The following is a 16420-nucleotide window of genomic DNA, read 5'->3' on the forward strand; positions in this document are numbered from 1 at the left end:
CTCGCAAAGGAAGGCATCAGCCGAAAACGCGAAGGCGGCGCCGACTTCAGCCGGCGCCGCCCCCCATTCTGCTCGAGATCGCTCGGCCCGGCGACGGCCGGAGCCGCAGGATTACGCTTCCGAGACTTCCAGGCGGTTGTAGACCAGCAGCGCGACCAGCGTGCAGACGGCGCCGGACAGGAGGTAGAGACCCGCAGCGATCAGCCCGAAATAGTCGGCGAGAAGCAGCGCGACGAAGGGCGCGAAGCCGGCGCCGAACAGCCAGGCGAGATCCGAGACCAGCGCCGAGCCGGTATAGCGGAAGGCGCGCGGGAAGTTGGAGGCCACCGCCCCCGAGCACTGGCCGAAGGACACGCCGAGAAGCGCGAAGCCGACCACCATGAAGATCAGCTCGCCGCTCTCGCCGCCGTCGAGCAGCTGCGGCGCGAAGCCGGAGAAGATGGCGATCAGGAAGGCGAGCGCCATCAGGAGGTTTCGCCGCCCGATGCGATCGGAGATGACGCCGGACAGAACGATGGCGATGACGCCGACGATGCCGCCGATCACCTCGATCAGGAGGAAGCGGGTCGAGGACTGCTGGGTGAACAGGTAGACCCAGGAGAGCGGGAACACCGTGACCATGTGGAACATGGCGAAGCTCGCCAGCGGCGTGAAGGCGCCGATGACGATCGTGCGGCCGTGCTCGCGCACGGTGCGGCGCACCCGGCTCGCCTGCAGCTCGCGGTTCTCGAACTGGCGCACATATTCCGGCGTCACGACGATTCGCAGCCGGGCGAACAGTGCCACGACATTGATCGCGAAGGCGCAGAAGAACGGGAACTGCCAGCCCCAGCTGAGGAAGTCGGCCGTCGGCAGGAAGCCGAGGAAGAAGGCGAACAGGCCGCTGGCGATCATCATGCCGAGCGGCGCGCCGAGCTGCGGGATCATCGCGTACCAGCCGCGCTGATGCTCCGGCGCGTTCATCGCCAGCAGCGAGGCGAGGCCGTCCCACGTGCCGCCGAGCGCCATGCCCTGGCCGATGCGGAAGATTGCCAGGAGCCAGATCGCCGCCGATCCGATCTGGTCATAGGCCGGCAGGAATGCGACAATCACCGTCGAGGTGCCGAGCAGGAAGATCGCGATCGTCAGCTTCACGCCCTTGCCGAAATTTCGGTCGATCGTCATGAACAGCCAGGTGCCGAACGGCCGGGCGATGAAGGCGAGCGCGAAGATCGCGAACGAATAGAGCGTTCCCGTCACCGGATCGACGAACGGAAACACCCGCTGCGGGAAGACCAGCACCGAGGCGATCGCGAAGACGAAGAAGTCGAAGAATTCCGCGGTGCGGCCGATGATCACGCCGATCGCGATCTCGCCCGGATTGACCCCGTGATGATCGCGCGCGTTGACGGCGCGGGCGTCGCGCTCGAATGGATTGGCTGCCGTAATGTGGCTCATTCTTCACCCTTATGCGGACAGAAGCCGGGCACGACCTGGATTCCGCGCCCGGTTGCTGACCTCCCCTTGCCTGTCTAGTGTGCGCTGCGGCATTGGGCAAATTGTCCAATACCCCGGCCCGCCCGGCGGCAATAAGCCGGGCCACGATAAACCTCCCCTCAAGTTCGGGAAAGATCGCTTGCAACGTCTCCGCCTGCTCGCGCTGCTGCCACTCGCCTTCGCCTTGAGTTCCTGCAGCGCCGTCGTGCTCAACCCGTCCGGCGATGTCGCCATGCAGCAGCGCGACCTGCTGCTGATCGCCACCGGGCTGATGCTGATCATCATCATTCCGGTGATGGTGCTGACCGCCGTGTTCGCCTGGAAGTACCGGCAGGGAAATCTCTACGCCAACTACGATCCGGAGTGGGATCACTCCACCAAGCTCGAGCTGGTGATCTGGGCCGCCCCGCTGTTGATCATCATCTGCCTCGGCGCCATCACCTGGCTGGGCACGCATCTGCTCGACCCCTATCGCAAGATCGACCGGATCGCCGCCGACCGGGTCGTCACCGGCCAGGAGAAGCCGCTGGAGGTCGAGGTCGCCGCGCTCGACTGGAAATGGCTGTTCATCTACCCGCAGTACGGCATCGCCACGGTGAATGAACTCGCCGCGCCCGTCGACCGGCCGATCGAGTTCAAGATCACCGCGACCTCGGTGATGAACTCGTTCTTCATTCCCGCGCTCGCCGGCCAGATCTACGCCATGCCGGGCATGGAGACGCAGCTCCACGCGGTGATCAACAAGCCGGGCGTCTATGACGGCTTCTCCGCCAATTACAGCGGCGCCGGCTTCTCGAACATGAACTTCAAGTTCGTCGGCGTCGACGACAAGAGCTTCGACGACTGGATCCAGAAGGTGAAGCAGCAGGGCACGCCGCTGGACATGAAGCGCTACAACCAGCTCGCCCTGCCGAGCGAGGCCTCGCCGGTCCTCTACTTCACGTCCTACGCCAAGGGCCTGTTCGACAAGATCGTCAATCTGTGCACCAAGCCGGGCAAGATGTGCATGGACCAGATGATGGCGATCGACATGAAGGGCGGCGCCGGTCTCGAGAGCCAGGCCAATCGCGCCAAGCTGACCTATGACGCCCACCCGATCGACGGGATCGAACTCACCGAACCGCCCGGCGCGACGGTGCCCGCCAGCCCGCGCGCGCCGCACACGGACCACCCGGAGAGCGGCGAGGCGCCGCAGCCGGATGCCGGCAAGAGTTCGGTCGCACCGCAGCAGTTGAACCAAGGGAACTAGGCCGCCGCCCGGAAACGGACCGCCCCGGTCGAAACCACGGACACATCCGAGACATGTTTGCCAATATGGATCTCACCAAGCTGATCTTCGGGCGCTTCACGCTCGAAGCGATTCCCTATCATGAGCCGATCCTGGTCGTGACGTTCATCGCGGTCGCGATCGGGGGGATCGCCGTGCTCGGCGCCATCACCTATTTCAAGTGGTGGGGCTATCTCTGGCACGAGTGGTTCACCAGCGTCGATCACAAGAAGATCGGCGTCATGTACATGGTGCTCGGCATCATCATGCTGCTGCGCGGCTTCGCCGACGCGCTGATGATGCGCGCCCAGCAGGCGATCGCCTTCAACGGGTCCGAGGGCTTCCTGCCCGCGCACCACTACGACCAGGTGTTCACCGCCCACGGCGTGATCATGATCTTCTTCGTGGCCATGCCGTTCGTGACCGGGCTGATGAACTACGTCGTGCCGCTGCAGATCGGCGCACGCGACGTGTCCTTCCCCTTCCTCAACAATTTCTCGTTCTGGATGACCGTCTCCGGCGCGATGATCATCATGACCTCGCTGTTCATCGGCGAGTTCGCCCGCACCGGCTGGCTGGCCTATCCGCCGCTCTCCGACGCGGCCTACTCGCCGGGCGTCGGCGTCGACTACTACATCTGGGGCCTGCAGATCGCCGGCATCGGAACGCTCCTGTCGGGCGTCAATCTTCTCGTGACCATCGTCAAGATGCGCGCGCCCGGCATGTCGATGATGAAGATGCCGGTCTTCACCTGGACCGCGCTGTGCACCAACACGCTGATCGTCGCCGCCTTCCCGGTGCTGACCGCGGTGCTCGCGCTCCTGACGCTCGACCGGTACGTGGGGACGAACTTCTTCACCAACGACCTCGGCGGCAATCCGATGATGTACGTCAACCTCATCTGGATCTGGGGCCATCCGGAGGTCTACATCCTCATCCTGCCGGCCTTCGGCATCTACTCCGAGGTCACCTCGACCTTCTCGGGCAAGCGCCTGTTCGGCTACACCTCGATGGTCTACGCGACCGTCGTCATCACCATCCTCTCCTACCTCGTCTGGCTGCACCACTTCTTCACCATGGGGTCGGGCGCGAGCGTCAACTCGTTCTTCGGCATCACCACGATGATCATCTCGATCCCGACCGGCGCGAAGATGTTCAACTGGCTGTTCACCATGTATCGCGGCCGTATCCGCTACGAGCCCCCGATGATGTGGACCGTGGCCTTCATGCTGACCTTCGTCATCGGCGGCATGACGGGCGTGCTCCTCGCGGTGCCGCCGGCCGACTTCGTCACCCATAACTCGCTGTTCCTGATCGCGCACTTCCACAACGTGATCATCGGCGGCGTGCTGTTCGGCATATTCGCCGGCATCAACTACTGGTTCCCGAAGGCCTTCGGCTTCAAGCTGGACCCGTTCTGGGGCAAGGTGAGCTTCTGGTTCTGGGTGGTCGGCTTCTACTTCGCCTTCATGCCGCTCTACCTGCTCGGCCTGATGGGCGTGACGCGCCGCCTGCGCGAGTTCGACGACCCGTCGCTGCAGATCTGGTTCATCGTCGCCGCCTTCGGGGCGGTGCTGATCGCTGCCGGCATCGGCGCCTTCCTGATGCAGATCTTCGTCTCGATCCGCGACCGCAACACCGAGCGGCTGCGCGATACGACCGGCGATCCGTGGCATGCCCGCACGCTCGAGTGGTCGACCTCGTCGCCGCCGCCCGAGTACAACTTCGCCTTCACGCCGGTCATCCACGACAACGACGCCTGGTGGGACATGAAGCATCGCGGCTATGCCCGCCCGCTGGAGGGCTTCCGCGCGATCCACATGCCGAAGAGCACCGGCGCCGGCGCCATCCTCGCAGCCCTCAGCTTCGTCTTCGGCTTCGCGATGATCTGGTACATCTGGTGGCTGGCGGCGCTCGCCGCGATCGGCCTCTTCGTCACCGCGATCGGGCACACCTTCAACTACAATCGCGACTACCACATCCCGGCCGAAGAGGTCGTGCGGGCGGAGAACGCACGGACCGCAATGCTCGGGGCAAAGGGCTGAACTGATGGCGAATAGCGTAAGCGCCGATCCGGCCACCGACCGGCCGGTCTTCTACGAGGTCGAGGAGCACGAGCACGCCGAAGGCTCGAGCACCATGCTCGGCTTCTGGATCTACCTGATGAGCGACTGCCTGATCTTCGCGGTCCTCTTCGCCACCTATGCCGTTCTCGGCGGCAGCTATGCCGCCGGGCCCGGCCCGAAGGACGTGTTCGAACTGCCGCTCGTCGCGGTCAACACCTCGCTCCTGCTCCTCTCCTCCATCACCTACGGCTTCGCCATGCTGGAGATGGAGAAGGACCGGCGGAACATGGTGCTGCTGTGGCTGGCGATCACCGGCCTCTTCGGTCTCGGCTTCCTCGGGATCGAGATCCACGAGTTCACCGGCCTCGTCGCCGAAGGCGCCGATCCGCGCCGCTCGGCCTTCCTGTCCGCCTTCTTCACCCTGGTCGGCACGCACGGCCTGCACGTCACCTTCGGCACGATCTGGCTGGTCACGCTGATGGTGCAGGTCAGCCAGAAGGGCCTGGTCCTCGCCAATCGCCGCCGCCTGATGTGCCTGTCCCTGTTCTGGCACTTCCTCGACGTGATCTGGATCGGCGTCTTCACCTTCGTCTATCTCCTGGGAGTGCTGCGATGAGCACCAACGCGCAAGTCGACGCACCGGCCATCGGCCATCGGCCACACCGGCCACGGCTCCCACCAGCACGTCCATGCGGAAGGCGGCCAGGCGCACGGCACGATGAAGAGCTACCTGACGGGCTTCGTCCTGTCGGTGGTGCTGACCGCGATCCCGTTCTGGCTGGTGATGTCGGGCGTCCTCCACAGCACCGTCGCGACGACCGTCACGGTCATTGCCTTCGCCTTCGTGCAGATCATCGTGCACATGGTCTACTTCCTGCACATGAACGGCCGCTCGGAAGGCGGCTGGACGATGATGGCGCTGATCTTCACCCTCATCCTGGTGGTGATCACGCTGAGCGGCTCGATCTGGGTCATGTACCACCTCAACGTGAACATGATGCCGGCGATGCGCGAGATGCAGAACATGGAGGTCAACGGACCGACGGGCGTTCCCGCCGTGGGCGGCAAGCATCCGATGCCGAACGACGCCATCGGCGAAGGCGTGATCCCGCAGCAAGGCGATGCCGGGGCTCAGGGCGGCCAGATGGACATGGGTGCCGGAGCCGGCGGCTCCGCCCAGTAACGCCACACCGGGCCCGCGGCCGCGTCCTCTTCGGGAGGCGGCCGCGGCCAAAATGTTTCGTGATGACCGAGACTGCCACTCCCGACGATGAGGCACGGGCGGAAGCGCAAACGCCGCGCTCGCTGCGCAGCCTGATCCTGCTGCTGACCGCCGGCGCCCTGTTCTTCGCGCTCTTCGTCGGGCTCGGGATCTGGCAGCTCGAGCGGCGCGTCTGGAAGCTGAACCTCATCGCCAGCGTCAACGCCCGCGTCGACGCCCCGCCGATCCCGGCCCCCGGCCCGTCCGACTGGCCGAGGCTGACCGCGGGCAACGACGAATATCGCCATGTGAAGGTGCATGGCCGCTTCCTCAACGATCGCGAGACCTTCGTGAAGGCCGTGACCGACCTCGGCGGCGGCTATTGGGTGATGACGCCCTTCGTCACCGATCGCGGCTTCACCGTGATGGTCGATCGCGGCTTCGTGCCGCCGGACCTTCGGGACCCCGCGAAGCGCGCCCGCGGCGAGATCGCCGGTGAAACGACGGTCACCGGGCTGCTTCGGATGAGCGAGCCGGGCGGCGCCTTCCTGCACAGCAACGTCCCGGCGGACGACCGCTGGTATTCGCGGGACGTCGCGGCGATCGCCAAGGCCAGAGCCGTCATCGGCCCCCTCGCCCCGTACTTCATCGATGCCGAGCGCATGGCGGCGCCGGACGTCTACCCCGTCGGCGGCCTCACCGTCATCTCGTTCCACAACAGCCATCTCGTCTACGCCTTCACCTGGTTCGGGATGGCCCTCCTGACGCTGGCGGCGATGACCTATGTGGTGGTCGACGAGCGCCGGCTGCGCCAGGGCGGCAAGGCGTAGCGCCGGGGCTGCGACACGGCGCGGCACCTTTGCGGCAAGCGGTTACGGGGAAAGCTTCGAGCGCCTATATGGCGGGCATGACATCGGGCACCGACAGTTTCGACATGCGGGCGGCGACCGGCATCCCCTCGCCGGGACGGGCCGCGTCGGCGGAGGTCGGCCCGGCGATCGACTCGGCGAACCAGAAGAATCTCCTGATCCTCGTCCAGCTGCGCTGGATCGCCGTCGTCGGGCAGATCCTGACGATCTGCTTCGTGCATTTCGGCCTCGACATCACCCTGCCGCTCGGCCCTCTTTCGGTGGTCGTGGCGCTGCTCGTCGGCCTGAACTTCGCGACGCTGGTCTGGCTGCGCAAGCGGCCTGAGGTCGGCAGCCACGTCCTCGAGGCCGCCATGATCTTCGACGTGGTGGCGCTGACGGCGCAGTTCGCGCTGACCGGGGGCATCAACAATCCCTTCATCCCGCTCTACCTCCTGCAGGTCGTGCTGGGCGCGGTGCTTCTTCCCCCGCGCGCCACCTGGTCGCTGGCCGCGATCTCCTTCTCCGGCCTCGTGGTCATCTCCGTTCTCAACATGCCGCTGATGCTGCCGGAGACCGCGTCCGGCGACTACGCGCTGTTCCTGCGCACCCTCGCTTTGCTCCTGTGCCTCGGCCTCGACGGCCTGCTGCTCGTGGTCTTCGTCGCGCAGGTGACCCGGAACCTTCGGGAACGCGACGCCCATCTCGCGGTCATGCGCCAGCAGGCGGCCGAGGAGGACCACATCATCCGCATGGGACTGCTCGCCTCGAGCGCGGCGCACGAGCTCGGCACGCCCCTCGCCTCGCTGTCGGTCATTCTCGGCGACTGGGCGCGCGTGCCGGCGATCGCCAGGGACGGCGACCTTGCCCAGGAGCTCGGCGAGATGCAGGCGGCGGTGAAGCGCTGCAAGTCGATCGTCACCGGCGTCCTGATGAGCGCCGGCGAGGCGCGCGGCGAAGCGGCCGGGCTGACGACGCTCTCCCGCTTCCTCGACGCCGTCGTCGACGAGTGGCGGACGACCCGGCCGGACGCGACGCTGGCCTACGAGACCTTTCTGGAAAACGATCTCGCCATCGTCTCCGACACGACGCTGAAGCAGGTGATCTTCAACCTCCTCGACAACGCCTATGAGTCCCCGTCGCGCTGGATCGGCCTCTCGGCAGAGCGGCGCGGCGAGATGTTCCTGCTGACCGTCACCGACCAGGGGCCGGGCTTTGCGCCGAAAGTGCTGCAGCAGTTCGGCAAGCCCTACCAGTCCACCAAGGGCCGCCAGGGGGGCGGCATCGGCCTGTTCATCGTCGTCAACGTGGTGCGCAAGCTCGGCGGCAACGTCACTGCCAGGAACCGACCCGGCCGCGGCGCCCTCGTCTCGCTGGAGCTGCCGCTGTCGGCCCTTGCCATTGGAGATCTCGATCATGCCGGATGAGCGCTCGCTCGTCATCGTCGAGGACGACCTCGGCTTCGCCCGCACGCTGAAGCGCTCCTTCGAGCGACGCGGCTACACCGTCTTCCACGCGCCCGGCCGAAGCGAACTCGACGCGCTTCTGAAGGAGCGCAGCTTCGGCTACGCCGTCGTCGACCTGAAGCTCGAGGGTGCGTCCGGCCTGCAATGCGTCGAGACGCTGCACGCCCACGACGAGGACATGCTGATCGTCGTCCTGACCGGCTTCGCCTCGATCGCGACGGCGGTGGAGGCGATCAAGCTCGGCGCCTGCCACTATCTCGCCAAGCCGTCCAACACCGACGACATCGAGGAGGCCTTCTCCAAGGCCGAGGGCAATGCCGAGGTGGCGCTGACGGAGCGCCCGACGTCGATCAAGACGCTCGAATGGGAACGGATCCACGAGACGCTGGTCGAGACGGATTTCAATATTTCAGAGACGGCGCGGCGGCTCGGCATGCACCGCCGCACGCTGGCGCGGAAACTGGAGAAGCGGCAGGTGAAGTGAGCCGCGGCAGGTGAAGGCTTGAACCGCCGCGATCGACGGGAAGGACGCGCGCGCTGTCTGCCCCCACGCGTCGCAGCCGACACGCCCCGGTCCGAAGGCCTCAGTCGGCCTTGACCTGCATCTTCGCCTGCAGCTTCGCGCACTGGTCCGTCATATCGGCGCGGGGCGTGAAGATGGTGAAGTCGTAGGGCGCCGGCGCGTCGGCTCGCAGGCCGTAATCGGACGGCTTCGCCTCGCCCTTCGCGACCTCGACCATCTGCACCGAGACGGACTTCTCGCCCGGCTGGCGCTGATGCAGGAGCGACGGCACCGCCCGGTCGTTGCGGACATGGCCGTCGCCGGCGATCAGCACGGCGCGGCCGGTCGCGTCGGCTGCCTGCATCATCGCGTCGGCGAGAGCTCCGTCGCGCGCCCGCTGCGCGTCGACCATCGGCGCCACCGCCTTGTCAGGCAACAGCCCGCAATGGGCATCCTTGATCTCGCCGGCGAGCGCCAGCGCCTCGTCCGCAGGCAGCGCGCCCGTCAGGCCCAGCCGTTCCTGCTCGGCCTGCTGAAGCACGCCGGCTCCCTCACGGGCGATCGCCGACACCGTGCCGGCGTCGAGATCGCCGGCGAAGATCGGAAGATCGTGCGCCAAGGCGGTGTCGAAGATCGGCCGATAGTTCTGGAAGTCCGGCCAGCCCCGCTCGTTCCAGCGGACGGACTTGGCGAAGTCGGCGGGATCGGTGCCGTCCTTGCCGAACCGCTCCGCAGCCTCGGCGAAACGGCGCGGGATCATCTCGAAGACGAGCGACAGGTCGTTGTTCGCCTTCTCCGCCAGGTCGCCGACGATATCCGCCTGGATGCGGTGATGATCCGGATTGTCGTGGATCTCGCCGAGAAGCACGTAGCGGGCGCCCGCCGCCGTACCGACGAGGTCGGAGGCATCGGTGCGCGTCCCGTCGGCGCGGAACACGCCGCCGACCAGCGGATTGTCGGCCAGGAACCGCGATTGCCAGACCGGCGCCGCGGCGTCGAAGATGGGGGTCGCGAGAGGCTTGGACGCGTCCGCGTCGGCTTTCACCGGCGCGGCCTTGCCCGACTGGGCGACGGTGGTGAGGAATGCCGCTGCGCCCTTCGGCCCGGCCGGGGCGCCGGAGAAGGCATTGGCGCCCGCGGAGGGGCCACGCGCCTCGGGCGCTGACGCCCGCGCCGCCTCGACGACCGCCGGCGCCGCGTCGTCGGCATCGCGCTCGAACGGCTTCACCGTGGCGATCTGGACGTCGGCGAAATTGTCGCCGTCCTTGCGGTAGGGCAGCGCCATTCTCGCCGGCTCGCGCGGCGGAACGAAGTTGACGCTGTCTTCCGTCCGCTTGAGCGGGATCTTGGCGATCACCGCCTGGGCGTTGTCGGCCACGGCATAGCCGAGCCCGGCAAGGACCGTCACGACAGTCGGCAAGATCCAGTCAGCGCGTTTCAATCTGCATTTCCCCGATGCACGCGAGCAGCGCCTACCCCCCGGCATCGCTTCCCCCGCCCTGCTTCGTAACAAATCGTGCCACGATGTGGCAAAACTATTGCAGACAGGACAGGAATGACACGGCACAAGTAAAAAAATGCCGAAGACGCGCGCTTCGACGGGCTGAATCTGCGGGTTCGGATGAAAAGGCGGATATGGCCGCGGGATCCGGACCGCGCCAGGCGCCCGGATCCCGCGTGTCGCCTCCCCGGCAACTCCCGCCGCGCGATCGGCGAATCACTCCGCCGCTCTCCTCGGGTATCCACGCATCATGGATACAGCCGTCACGGGAGACGGGCCAGACCGCCGGAACACACCTCGGCGGCTTTTCCCCGGCTTCCTTAAGAGGTCGTTAAGCGCGACCCGGCGGGAGGCTTCGGATCTCGCCATTCCGCCGCTTTCAGAGCCGCGCGGCGAGCGCCTTCGTCGGCCAGCAGGTCTGCGGCAGGCCGAGCGCCTTTTCGGCGGCACCGATCGAGCGGCGCGTCTTGAAGCCGGCGAGGCCGTCGACGCCGCCGACGTCGTAGCCCCTGCCCTCGAGCTTCTCCTGCATCCGCGCGACGTCGCCGCGGGTCATCCGGTCGGTCGGCGAAAAGCTGCCCTTCAGCGGCGCGCCGCCAGTCATGCGGTCCGCGACGAGCCCGACGAACAGGGCATAGAGGTCGGAATTGTTGTAGGCCTTGATGACGTAGAAGTTGTCGGTGACGACGAAGGCCGGGCCGAACCGGCCGGCCGGCATCAGGAGATGATCCTGCCGATTTTCCGCATCGTGCGGCAGGCCGGCGCCGGAGGGGCGCCTCACGCCATCCCTTGCAAATCCCGCCAGCGTCTCGCCGCGATCCGGGCCCTCGCCCGTGCAGGACAGCGTCTTCGGGACCAGCGCCTCGAAGCCCCAGCCGCGGCCGCGCTGCCAGCCGGCCTGATGCAGGAAGTTCGCGATCGAGGCGAGCGTATCCGGCACCGAGTTCCAGATGTCCTTGCGGCCGTCGCCGTCGAAGTCGACGGCATATTGCAGGAATTTCGACGGCATGAACTGCGGCTGGCCGAGCGCACCGGCCCAGGACGACTTCAGCTGCGACGCCTTCAGGTGCCCATCGGCGACGATCTGCAGCGCAGCCAGAAGTTCGGTGCGGAACATCTCCTTGCGCCGGGAGAGCCAGGCCTTGGTGCCGAGCACCTGGAAGGCGTTCTGGGGGATCTTCGCCCGGCCGAAGTTCGATTCGCGCCCCCAGATCGCGACGACGATCGGCGCCGGAACGCCGTAGCGCGCCTCGATCCGCTTCAGCACGGCGCCGTAGCGCTGCAGAAGCGCCTTGCCGGTCGCGGCGTTGGCCGCGATCGCCCGGTCGGAGAGATAGTCGGCGCCGCTCTTGAACTCGGCCTGGAAGTTGTTCTCCTCGACCTTCGCCGTCTCGCCGGGCAGGACGAGGTCCGGCAGCGACAGATCGGGCTTCACGCCGCCGAAAGCCGCGTTGAACACCGGCCGCGGCACCCCGCGCGCCTTGGCCGCCGGCCAGATGTCGGTCTCGAGGAAATGGTGGAAGCCGTCGCTCGTGCTGTCGGCGCGGCTTGCGGACGGCGCAGCCAGGGCGATGACGAGCGCGGACAGGATGAGCAGGATCGGTCGCATACGGGCATGCTACAGGCGCCCGCACGCCATAACCAGTGCGGGCGGCGAGACGATTCAGCTGCGCCGCATGACGGTCCAGACGGCCGTGCCGGCGAGGATCGCCGCGGCCGACCGGTTGAGCGAGCGCATCACCGCCGAGTTGCGGATCGCGCCGCGCGCAGCCGCGGCCAGCGCCGCGTATGGGGTCAGGATCAGGAACAGGACCGGCACGGTGACGAGCGCGAGCAGGCCATAGCCTGGGAGGGTGATCGCCTTGAGGTCGAGGATCGACGGCAGCAGCGCGAGATAGAAGAAGATCGTCTTGGGGTTCGACAGCGTCACCATCAGCCCGGCGGAAAAGCTCGATCCGACGCTGCGCGAGGACAGCGCCTCGACGCGCTGGCGTTCGGGATCGGACCGCCACATCTTCCAGGCGAGATAGGCGAGGTAGAGAGCAGCGCCGTAGCGGATGACGACGAACACCTCCCCGAACGCCTCGGCCACCAGCGCCAGGCCGAAGCAGGCGGCCGTCAGATAGATGAGGTCGCCGAGCACGAGGCCCGCGATCAGCGCCAGCCCGTGCCGGAATCCGGAGCCGAGCGCCCGCCCGACCAGCGCCATGACGCCGGGTCCCGGGATCGCCGCGGCAATGCCGAGGGCGAGCGCGTAGGCGGCAATGGCATAGAGGGTCATGCTGTGGTCCCCGTTCGGACGTCAATGGTCGAAGCCATTTTACCGCAAATGTGGACCCCCGTCAGAGCGCAGTCCTGGACCGCATCGCCGCGGCGAGCGTGCCCTCGTCGAGATAGTCGAGTTCGCCGCCGACGGGAACGCCGTGGGCGAGGCGCGTCACCTTCACGTCGAGGCCGTCGAGCTGGTCCATGATGTAGTGGGCGGTCGTCTGGCCCTCGACGGTGGCGTTCACCGCCAAAACCAGCTCCTTCACCGTGCCGGCATGGATGCGGTCGACGAGCTGGCGGATGGTCAGATCCTCCGGCCCGACGCCTTCCAGCGGAGACAGCACCCCGCCGAGGACGTGATAGGCGGCGTTCAGCGCCTTCGCCCGCTCCAGCGCCCAGAGGTCCGACACGTCCTCGACGACGACGACCGTCGCCTGATCGCGGGCGTGGTCGCAGCAGATCGTGCAGGGATCGCGGGTGTCGATATTGCCGCAGGTCGAGCAGACCTGCACCTTGTCCAGCGCCTCGCCCATGGCGGCGGACAGCGGCGCCAGCAGCTGCTCGCGCCGCTTGACGAGATGCAGCGCCGCGCGCCGCGCCGAACGGGGCCCGAGCCCCGGCAGCTTGGCGAGCAGCTGGATCAGCCGCTCGATCTCCGGGCCGGCGATGGATTTGGCCATGTCAGAACGGGAACTTCATCCCCGCCGGCAGGTTCAGCCCGGCCGTCAGCTCCTGCGTCTTCTCCTGGATCGCCAGCTGCAGCTTGGCGTGCGCGTCGTTGTGGGCGGCAACGATGAGGTCTTCCAGGATGTCCTTCTCGTCCGCCTTCATCAGCGAGGCGTCGACGGTGACGCCGCGCATCTCGCCCTTGCCGGAGAGCGTGACGGTGACGACGCCGCCGCCGGACTGACCGGAGACCTCGATCTGCCCGATATCGTCCTGCAGCCCGGCCATCTTCTCCTGCATGGCCTTGGCCTGCTTCATCATGTTCATCAGGTCTTTCATCGGGTGATCTCCTCGGTGGCGGCAGGCGTCTCACGCCCTGCCTCAAGATTTGACGGCCGTCCCGCCGAACCCATCGACGACAGGGTTCAGTCCTCGTCGTCCTCGGCGAGTTCGTCCGGGTCGTGCATCAGGTCGTCATCGCCGGCCTCCGCCGCAAGCGGCGCATCGTCGAGCGCCTTCTCCGCGTCGGCCCGCAGACGGACATGGGTGATCTTGGCGCCGGGGAAAGCGGCGAGCACCGCGGCGACCTCCGGATCGCTCGCCGCATCCGACACCAGCGCGTCGCGCCGCGCCGCATCCTGCTCGTCGAGGGTCGGCTGGCCGCCGGCATTGGCGACCGAGACCACCCAGCGCCGGCCGGTCCAGTCGTGCAGGCGCCGCTGCAGGTCGCCGAGGAGCGTGCGCGGGGCTTCCGGCGTCAGCTCCACCTCCAGGCGGCCCGGCGAGAACTTCACCGGCCTGAGGTAACGGCGCACCGACACACGCATCAGCGAATCGCGCTTCTCCTCCGCGAGCCGCGCGAGATCGGCCATGGAGCGGATGGCGACTTCCTCGGTCTCGACCGCCGCCGGTCGGGTGGCCGGCCGGAGACCGGCGCGTTGTCCGGGGCGCGCCTCGGCGCGCGGCGCGGTGTGCACGATCTGCGGCGCAGCGCTGGCGGATGCCGCGCCGCGGGCCTCGACCCGTGCGCCGCCCGATCCTCCGCCGGCGCCGACGGCGCCGGACATCATCGCCTCGCCGCCATCGCTGCCGCCCTGCCCGCCAGCCGGCGCGGAGCCCGGCGCAGGCGACGGCAGCGCCGAGGGCCCCTCCTCCCGGATCAGCCGCAACAGCTCGTCCGGCGAGGGCAGGTCGGCGGCATGGGCGATGCGGATCAGCGCCATTTCGGCCGCCTGGCGGGGCGTCGCGGTATCGCGGATCTCCTCCAGCGCCTTCAGGAGCATCTGCCAGACCTGTCCGAGCGTGCGGATCGACAGCGTCTTCGAGAAGGCGAGGCCCCGCTCGGCCTCCATCGGCGACAGCGCCGCGTCCTCGGCCGCTTCCGGCACATAGCGCAGCGTCGTGACGAGGTGGGTGAAGTCGGCGAGTTCCGCGAGCACGACGGCCGGATCGGCGCCGGAGGCATACTGATCGCGCAGCTCGACGAGCGCCGCCTTGCCGTCGCCCTTCATCACCATCTCGAAGAGGTCGATGATGCGGACACGGTCGGCGAGCCCCAGCATGTCGCGCACCGCCTCGGCGGTCACCGTGCCGGCGCCGTGGGCGATCGCCTGGTCGGTCAGGGACAGCGCGTCGCGGGCCGAGCCCTCCGCCGCGCGGGCGATCAGCCGCAGCGCGTCGTCGTCGATCGCGACCTGTTCCTTGCCGGCAATGGCTTTGAGATGCGCGACGAGCTTGGCCGAATCAATGCGCCTGAGATCGAAGCGCTGGCAGCGCGACAGGACGGTGATCGGCACCTTGCGGATCTCGGTCGTCGCGAAGACGAACTTCACATGCTCCGGCGGCTCTTCCAGGGTCTTGAGCAGGCCGTTGAAGGCCTGGTTCGACAGCATGTGCACTTCGTCGATGATGTAGACCTTGTAGCGCGCAGAGACCGGCCGGTAGCGCACCTGCGCGATGATCTCGCGGATGTCGTCGATGCCGGTGTGGGAGGCCGCATCCATCTCGACGACGTCGACATGCCGCCCCTCCATGATCGCCTGGCAATGGACGCCGGGACCGGTCATGTGGATCGTCGGCTGGTGGATCTCGTCGGTCTCGTAGTTCAGCGCGCGAGCCAGGATGCGGGCGGTGGTCGTCTTGCCGACGCCGCGCACGCCGGTCAGCATCCAGGCCTGCGCGATGCGTCCGCTCTCGAAGGCGTTGGTCAGCGTGCGCACCATCGGCTCCTGGCCGATCAGGTCGTCGAAGGAGCGCGGCCGGTATTTGCGCGCAAGGACGCGGTAGGGCGTCGCCGCCTCGGCCGGTGCGTCGTCGAGGCTCACGCGTCACCCGCGGCGCAGCCGAGCGGCGCGTGGGAGGACCGGGATCTGAGCGGGCTGACGGACATTGGGACGATGAGGCTCACCGGATCGCGTTCGGGACGGTCACCGGTTTTGCGATCTCGGGAGGAAAGACGCAAGCCGCGCCGCGAGAAACTTCGCCGCGCTGCCGGCCGCGACGCCAGCCGCCGCCGCATCGGGCGGCGTTGGCCGGGGGCAGAATTTCATGAGGCGAAGAAGGTGGGAGGCTGGCACGATGACCCGTGCCGTGGCTCGTTGGGGCTGCTTCCTTCCGGACCTGACCCGGTTGGCGAGTGGCTCGTCCACCACCAACCTCCCGGGACTGCATATCGGCGATGTCAGGCCTAGATGCAACCCCGACACCGGCAATTTGGGAGACGACAGACATGCGAGCCTTCGAAATCGACCCCCGCCTGGACAAGGATACGGTGGCGGTCGGCAAACTCGGGCTCTGCGACCTCCGCCTGATGAACGACCGCCGCTGGCCCTGGCTGATCCTCGTGCCGCAGCGCGCCGGCGTCACCGAACTGCACGATCTCTCGCCGCTCGACCAGACCATGCTGATCTTCGAGGCCGACCTCGTCGCGAAGGCGCTCAAGTCGCTGGTCAAGGCCGACAAGATCAATGTCGGCGCGCTCGGCAACATGGTTCCCATGCTGCATCTGCATGTGATAGCGCGGCGCGCGGGCGATCCGAACTGGCCGGGACCGGTCTGGGGCTTCGGGAAGGCGGATCCCTATCCGCCGGAGGAAGCCGAAGGGTTCCTGGCAGATATCCGTCGGGCGATCCTGCCCGCATGAAAGCGACGACAGAAGTC

General features: G+C 67.4%; 14 protein-coding genes, 1 other RNA gene and 1 pseudogene. 8 read left to right on the forward strand and 8 right to left on the reverse strand.

Annotated elements, in window-relative coordinates; all coding sequences use genetic code 11:
- Nucleotides 1–111 precede the first annotated feature (111 nt).
- On the reverse strand, nucleotides 112–1437 hold the full coding sequence (locus tag AB5S17_RS20620; RefSeq protein WP_369242953.1) for an MFS transporter: 1326 nt from the start codon (nucleotides 1435–1437) through the stop codon (nucleotides 112–114).
- A 178-nt stretch (nucleotides 1438–1615) separates the two neighbouring features.
- On the opposite strand from AB5S17_RS20620, the gene cyoA reads away from it, so the two are divergent.
- The 7 genes and pseudogenes from cyoA (at nucleotide 1616) to AB5S17_RS20655 (ending at nucleotide 8808) form a co-directional block, all read left to right on the forward strand.
- Nucleotides 1616–2725 carry a ubiquinol oxidase subunit II gene (gene cyoA, locus AB5S17_RS20625; protein ID WP_369242955.1) on the forward strand — a complete coding sequence of 370 codons (1110 nt, stop codon included), beginning with the start codon at nucleotides 1616–1618 and terminating at the stop codon, nucleotides 2723–2725.
- A gap of 53 nt (nucleotides 2726–2778) precedes the next feature.
- On the forward strand, nucleotides 2779–4788 hold the full coding sequence (cyoB, locus tag AB5S17_RS20630) for a cytochrome o ubiquinol oxidase subunit I (RefSeq protein ID WP_369242957.1): 2010 nt from the start codon (nucleotides 2779–2781) through the stop codon (nucleotides 4786–4788).
- Nucleotides 4789–4792: 4 nt separating this feature from the next.
- A complete protein-coding gene (gene cyoC / locus AB5S17_RS20635; protein WP_369242959.1) occupies nucleotides 4793–5425 on the forward strand; it encodes a cytochrome o ubiquinol oxidase subunit III in 633 nt (210 codons plus the stop codon).
- 36 nt (nucleotides 5426–5461) lie between these two features.
- A pseudogene (cyoD, locus tag AB5S17_RS20640) lies at nucleotides 5462–5836 on the forward strand (cytochrome o ubiquinol oxidase subunit IV); the annotation flags it as partial.
- 218 nt (nucleotides 5837–6054) lie between these two features.
- On the forward strand, nucleotides 6055–6840 hold the full coding sequence (locus AB5S17_RS20645) for an SURF1 family protein (RefSeq protein WP_369242961.1): 786 nt from the start codon (nucleotides 6055–6057) through the stop codon (nucleotides 6838–6840).
- Nucleotides 6841–6908: 68 nt separating this feature from the next.
- A complete protein-coding gene (locus AB5S17_RS20650; protein WP_369242963.1) occupies nucleotides 6909–8285 on the forward strand; it encodes an ATP-binding protein in 1377 nt (458 codons plus the stop codon).
- The gene (locus tag AB5S17_RS20655) at nucleotides 8275–8808 is read left to right on the forward strand and encodes a response regulator transcription factor (RefSeq protein ID WP_369242965.1); all 534 of its coding nucleotides are present in this window, start codon (nucleotides 8275–8277) and stop codon (nucleotides 8806–8808) included. The genes AB5S17_RS20650 and AB5S17_RS20655 overlap by 11 nt, the downstream gene beginning before the upstream one ends.
- 100 nt (nucleotides 8809–8908) lie before the next feature.
- Here AB5S17_RS20655 and AB5S17_RS20660 read toward each other — a convergent pair whose 3' ends face one another.
- From AB5S17_RS20660 to ffs, 7 genes are all read right to left on the reverse strand, one after another.
- A complete protein-coding gene (locus AB5S17_RS20660; protein ID WP_369242967.1) occupies nucleotides 8909–10267 on the reverse strand; it encodes a ChaN family lipoprotein in 1359 nt (452 codons plus the stop codon).
- Between the two features lie 439 nt (nucleotides 10268–10706).
- Nucleotides 10707–11936 (reverse strand): lytic murein transglycosylase, encoded by a 1230-nt coding sequence (locus tag AB5S17_RS20665; RefSeq protein WP_369242969.1) that lies wholly within the window; start codon nucleotides 11934–11936, stop codon nucleotides 10707–10709.
- Nucleotides 11937–11990: 54 nt separating this feature from the next.
- Nucleotides 11991–12608: a LysE family translocator gene (locus tag AB5S17_RS20670; RefSeq protein ID WP_369242971.1), complete on the reverse strand. Its 618-nt coding sequence runs from the start codon at nucleotides 12606–12608 to the stop codon at nucleotides 11991–11993.
- A 61-nt stretch (nucleotides 12609–12669) separates the two neighbouring features.
- A complete protein-coding gene (recR, locus tag AB5S17_RS20675; RefSeq protein ID WP_369242973.1) occupies nucleotides 12670–13275 on the reverse strand; it encodes a recombination mediator RecR in 606 nt (201 codons plus the stop codon).
- A gap of 1 nt (nucleotide 13276) precedes the next feature.
- Complete coding sequence (locus AB5S17_RS20680) at nucleotides 13277–13600, reverse strand: YbaB/EbfC family nucleoid-associated protein (RefSeq protein WP_369242975.1); 324 nt, start codon at nucleotides 13598–13600, stop codon at nucleotides 13277–13279.
- Between the two features lie 86 nt (nucleotides 13601–13686).
- Complete coding sequence (locus AB5S17_RS20685; RefSeq protein WP_369242977.1) at nucleotides 13687–15585, reverse strand: DNA polymerase III subunit gamma/tau; 1899 nt, start codon at nucleotides 15583–15585, stop codon at nucleotides 13687–13689.
- A 237-nt stretch (nucleotides 15586–15822) separates the two neighbouring features.
- Nucleotides 15823–15920, reverse strand: an RNA gene (ffs, locus tag AB5S17_RS20690) — signal recognition particle sRNA small type.
- 69 nt (nucleotides 15921–15989) lie between these two features.
- Between ffs and AB5S17_RS20695 the strand changes: the two genes are divergently transcribed.
- On the forward strand, nucleotides 15990–16403 hold the full coding sequence (locus tag AB5S17_RS20695) for an HIT domain-containing protein (protein WP_369242979.1): 414 nt from the start codon (nucleotides 15990–15992) through the stop codon (nucleotides 16401–16403).
- Nucleotides 16404–16420: the final 17 nt, after the last annotated feature.

This window comes from Jiella sp. M17.18, from assembly GCF_041027365.1.
Taxonomy (GTDB): domain Bacteria; phylum Pseudomonadota; class Alphaproteobacteria; order Rhizobiales; family Rhizobiaceae; genus VKMB-3413.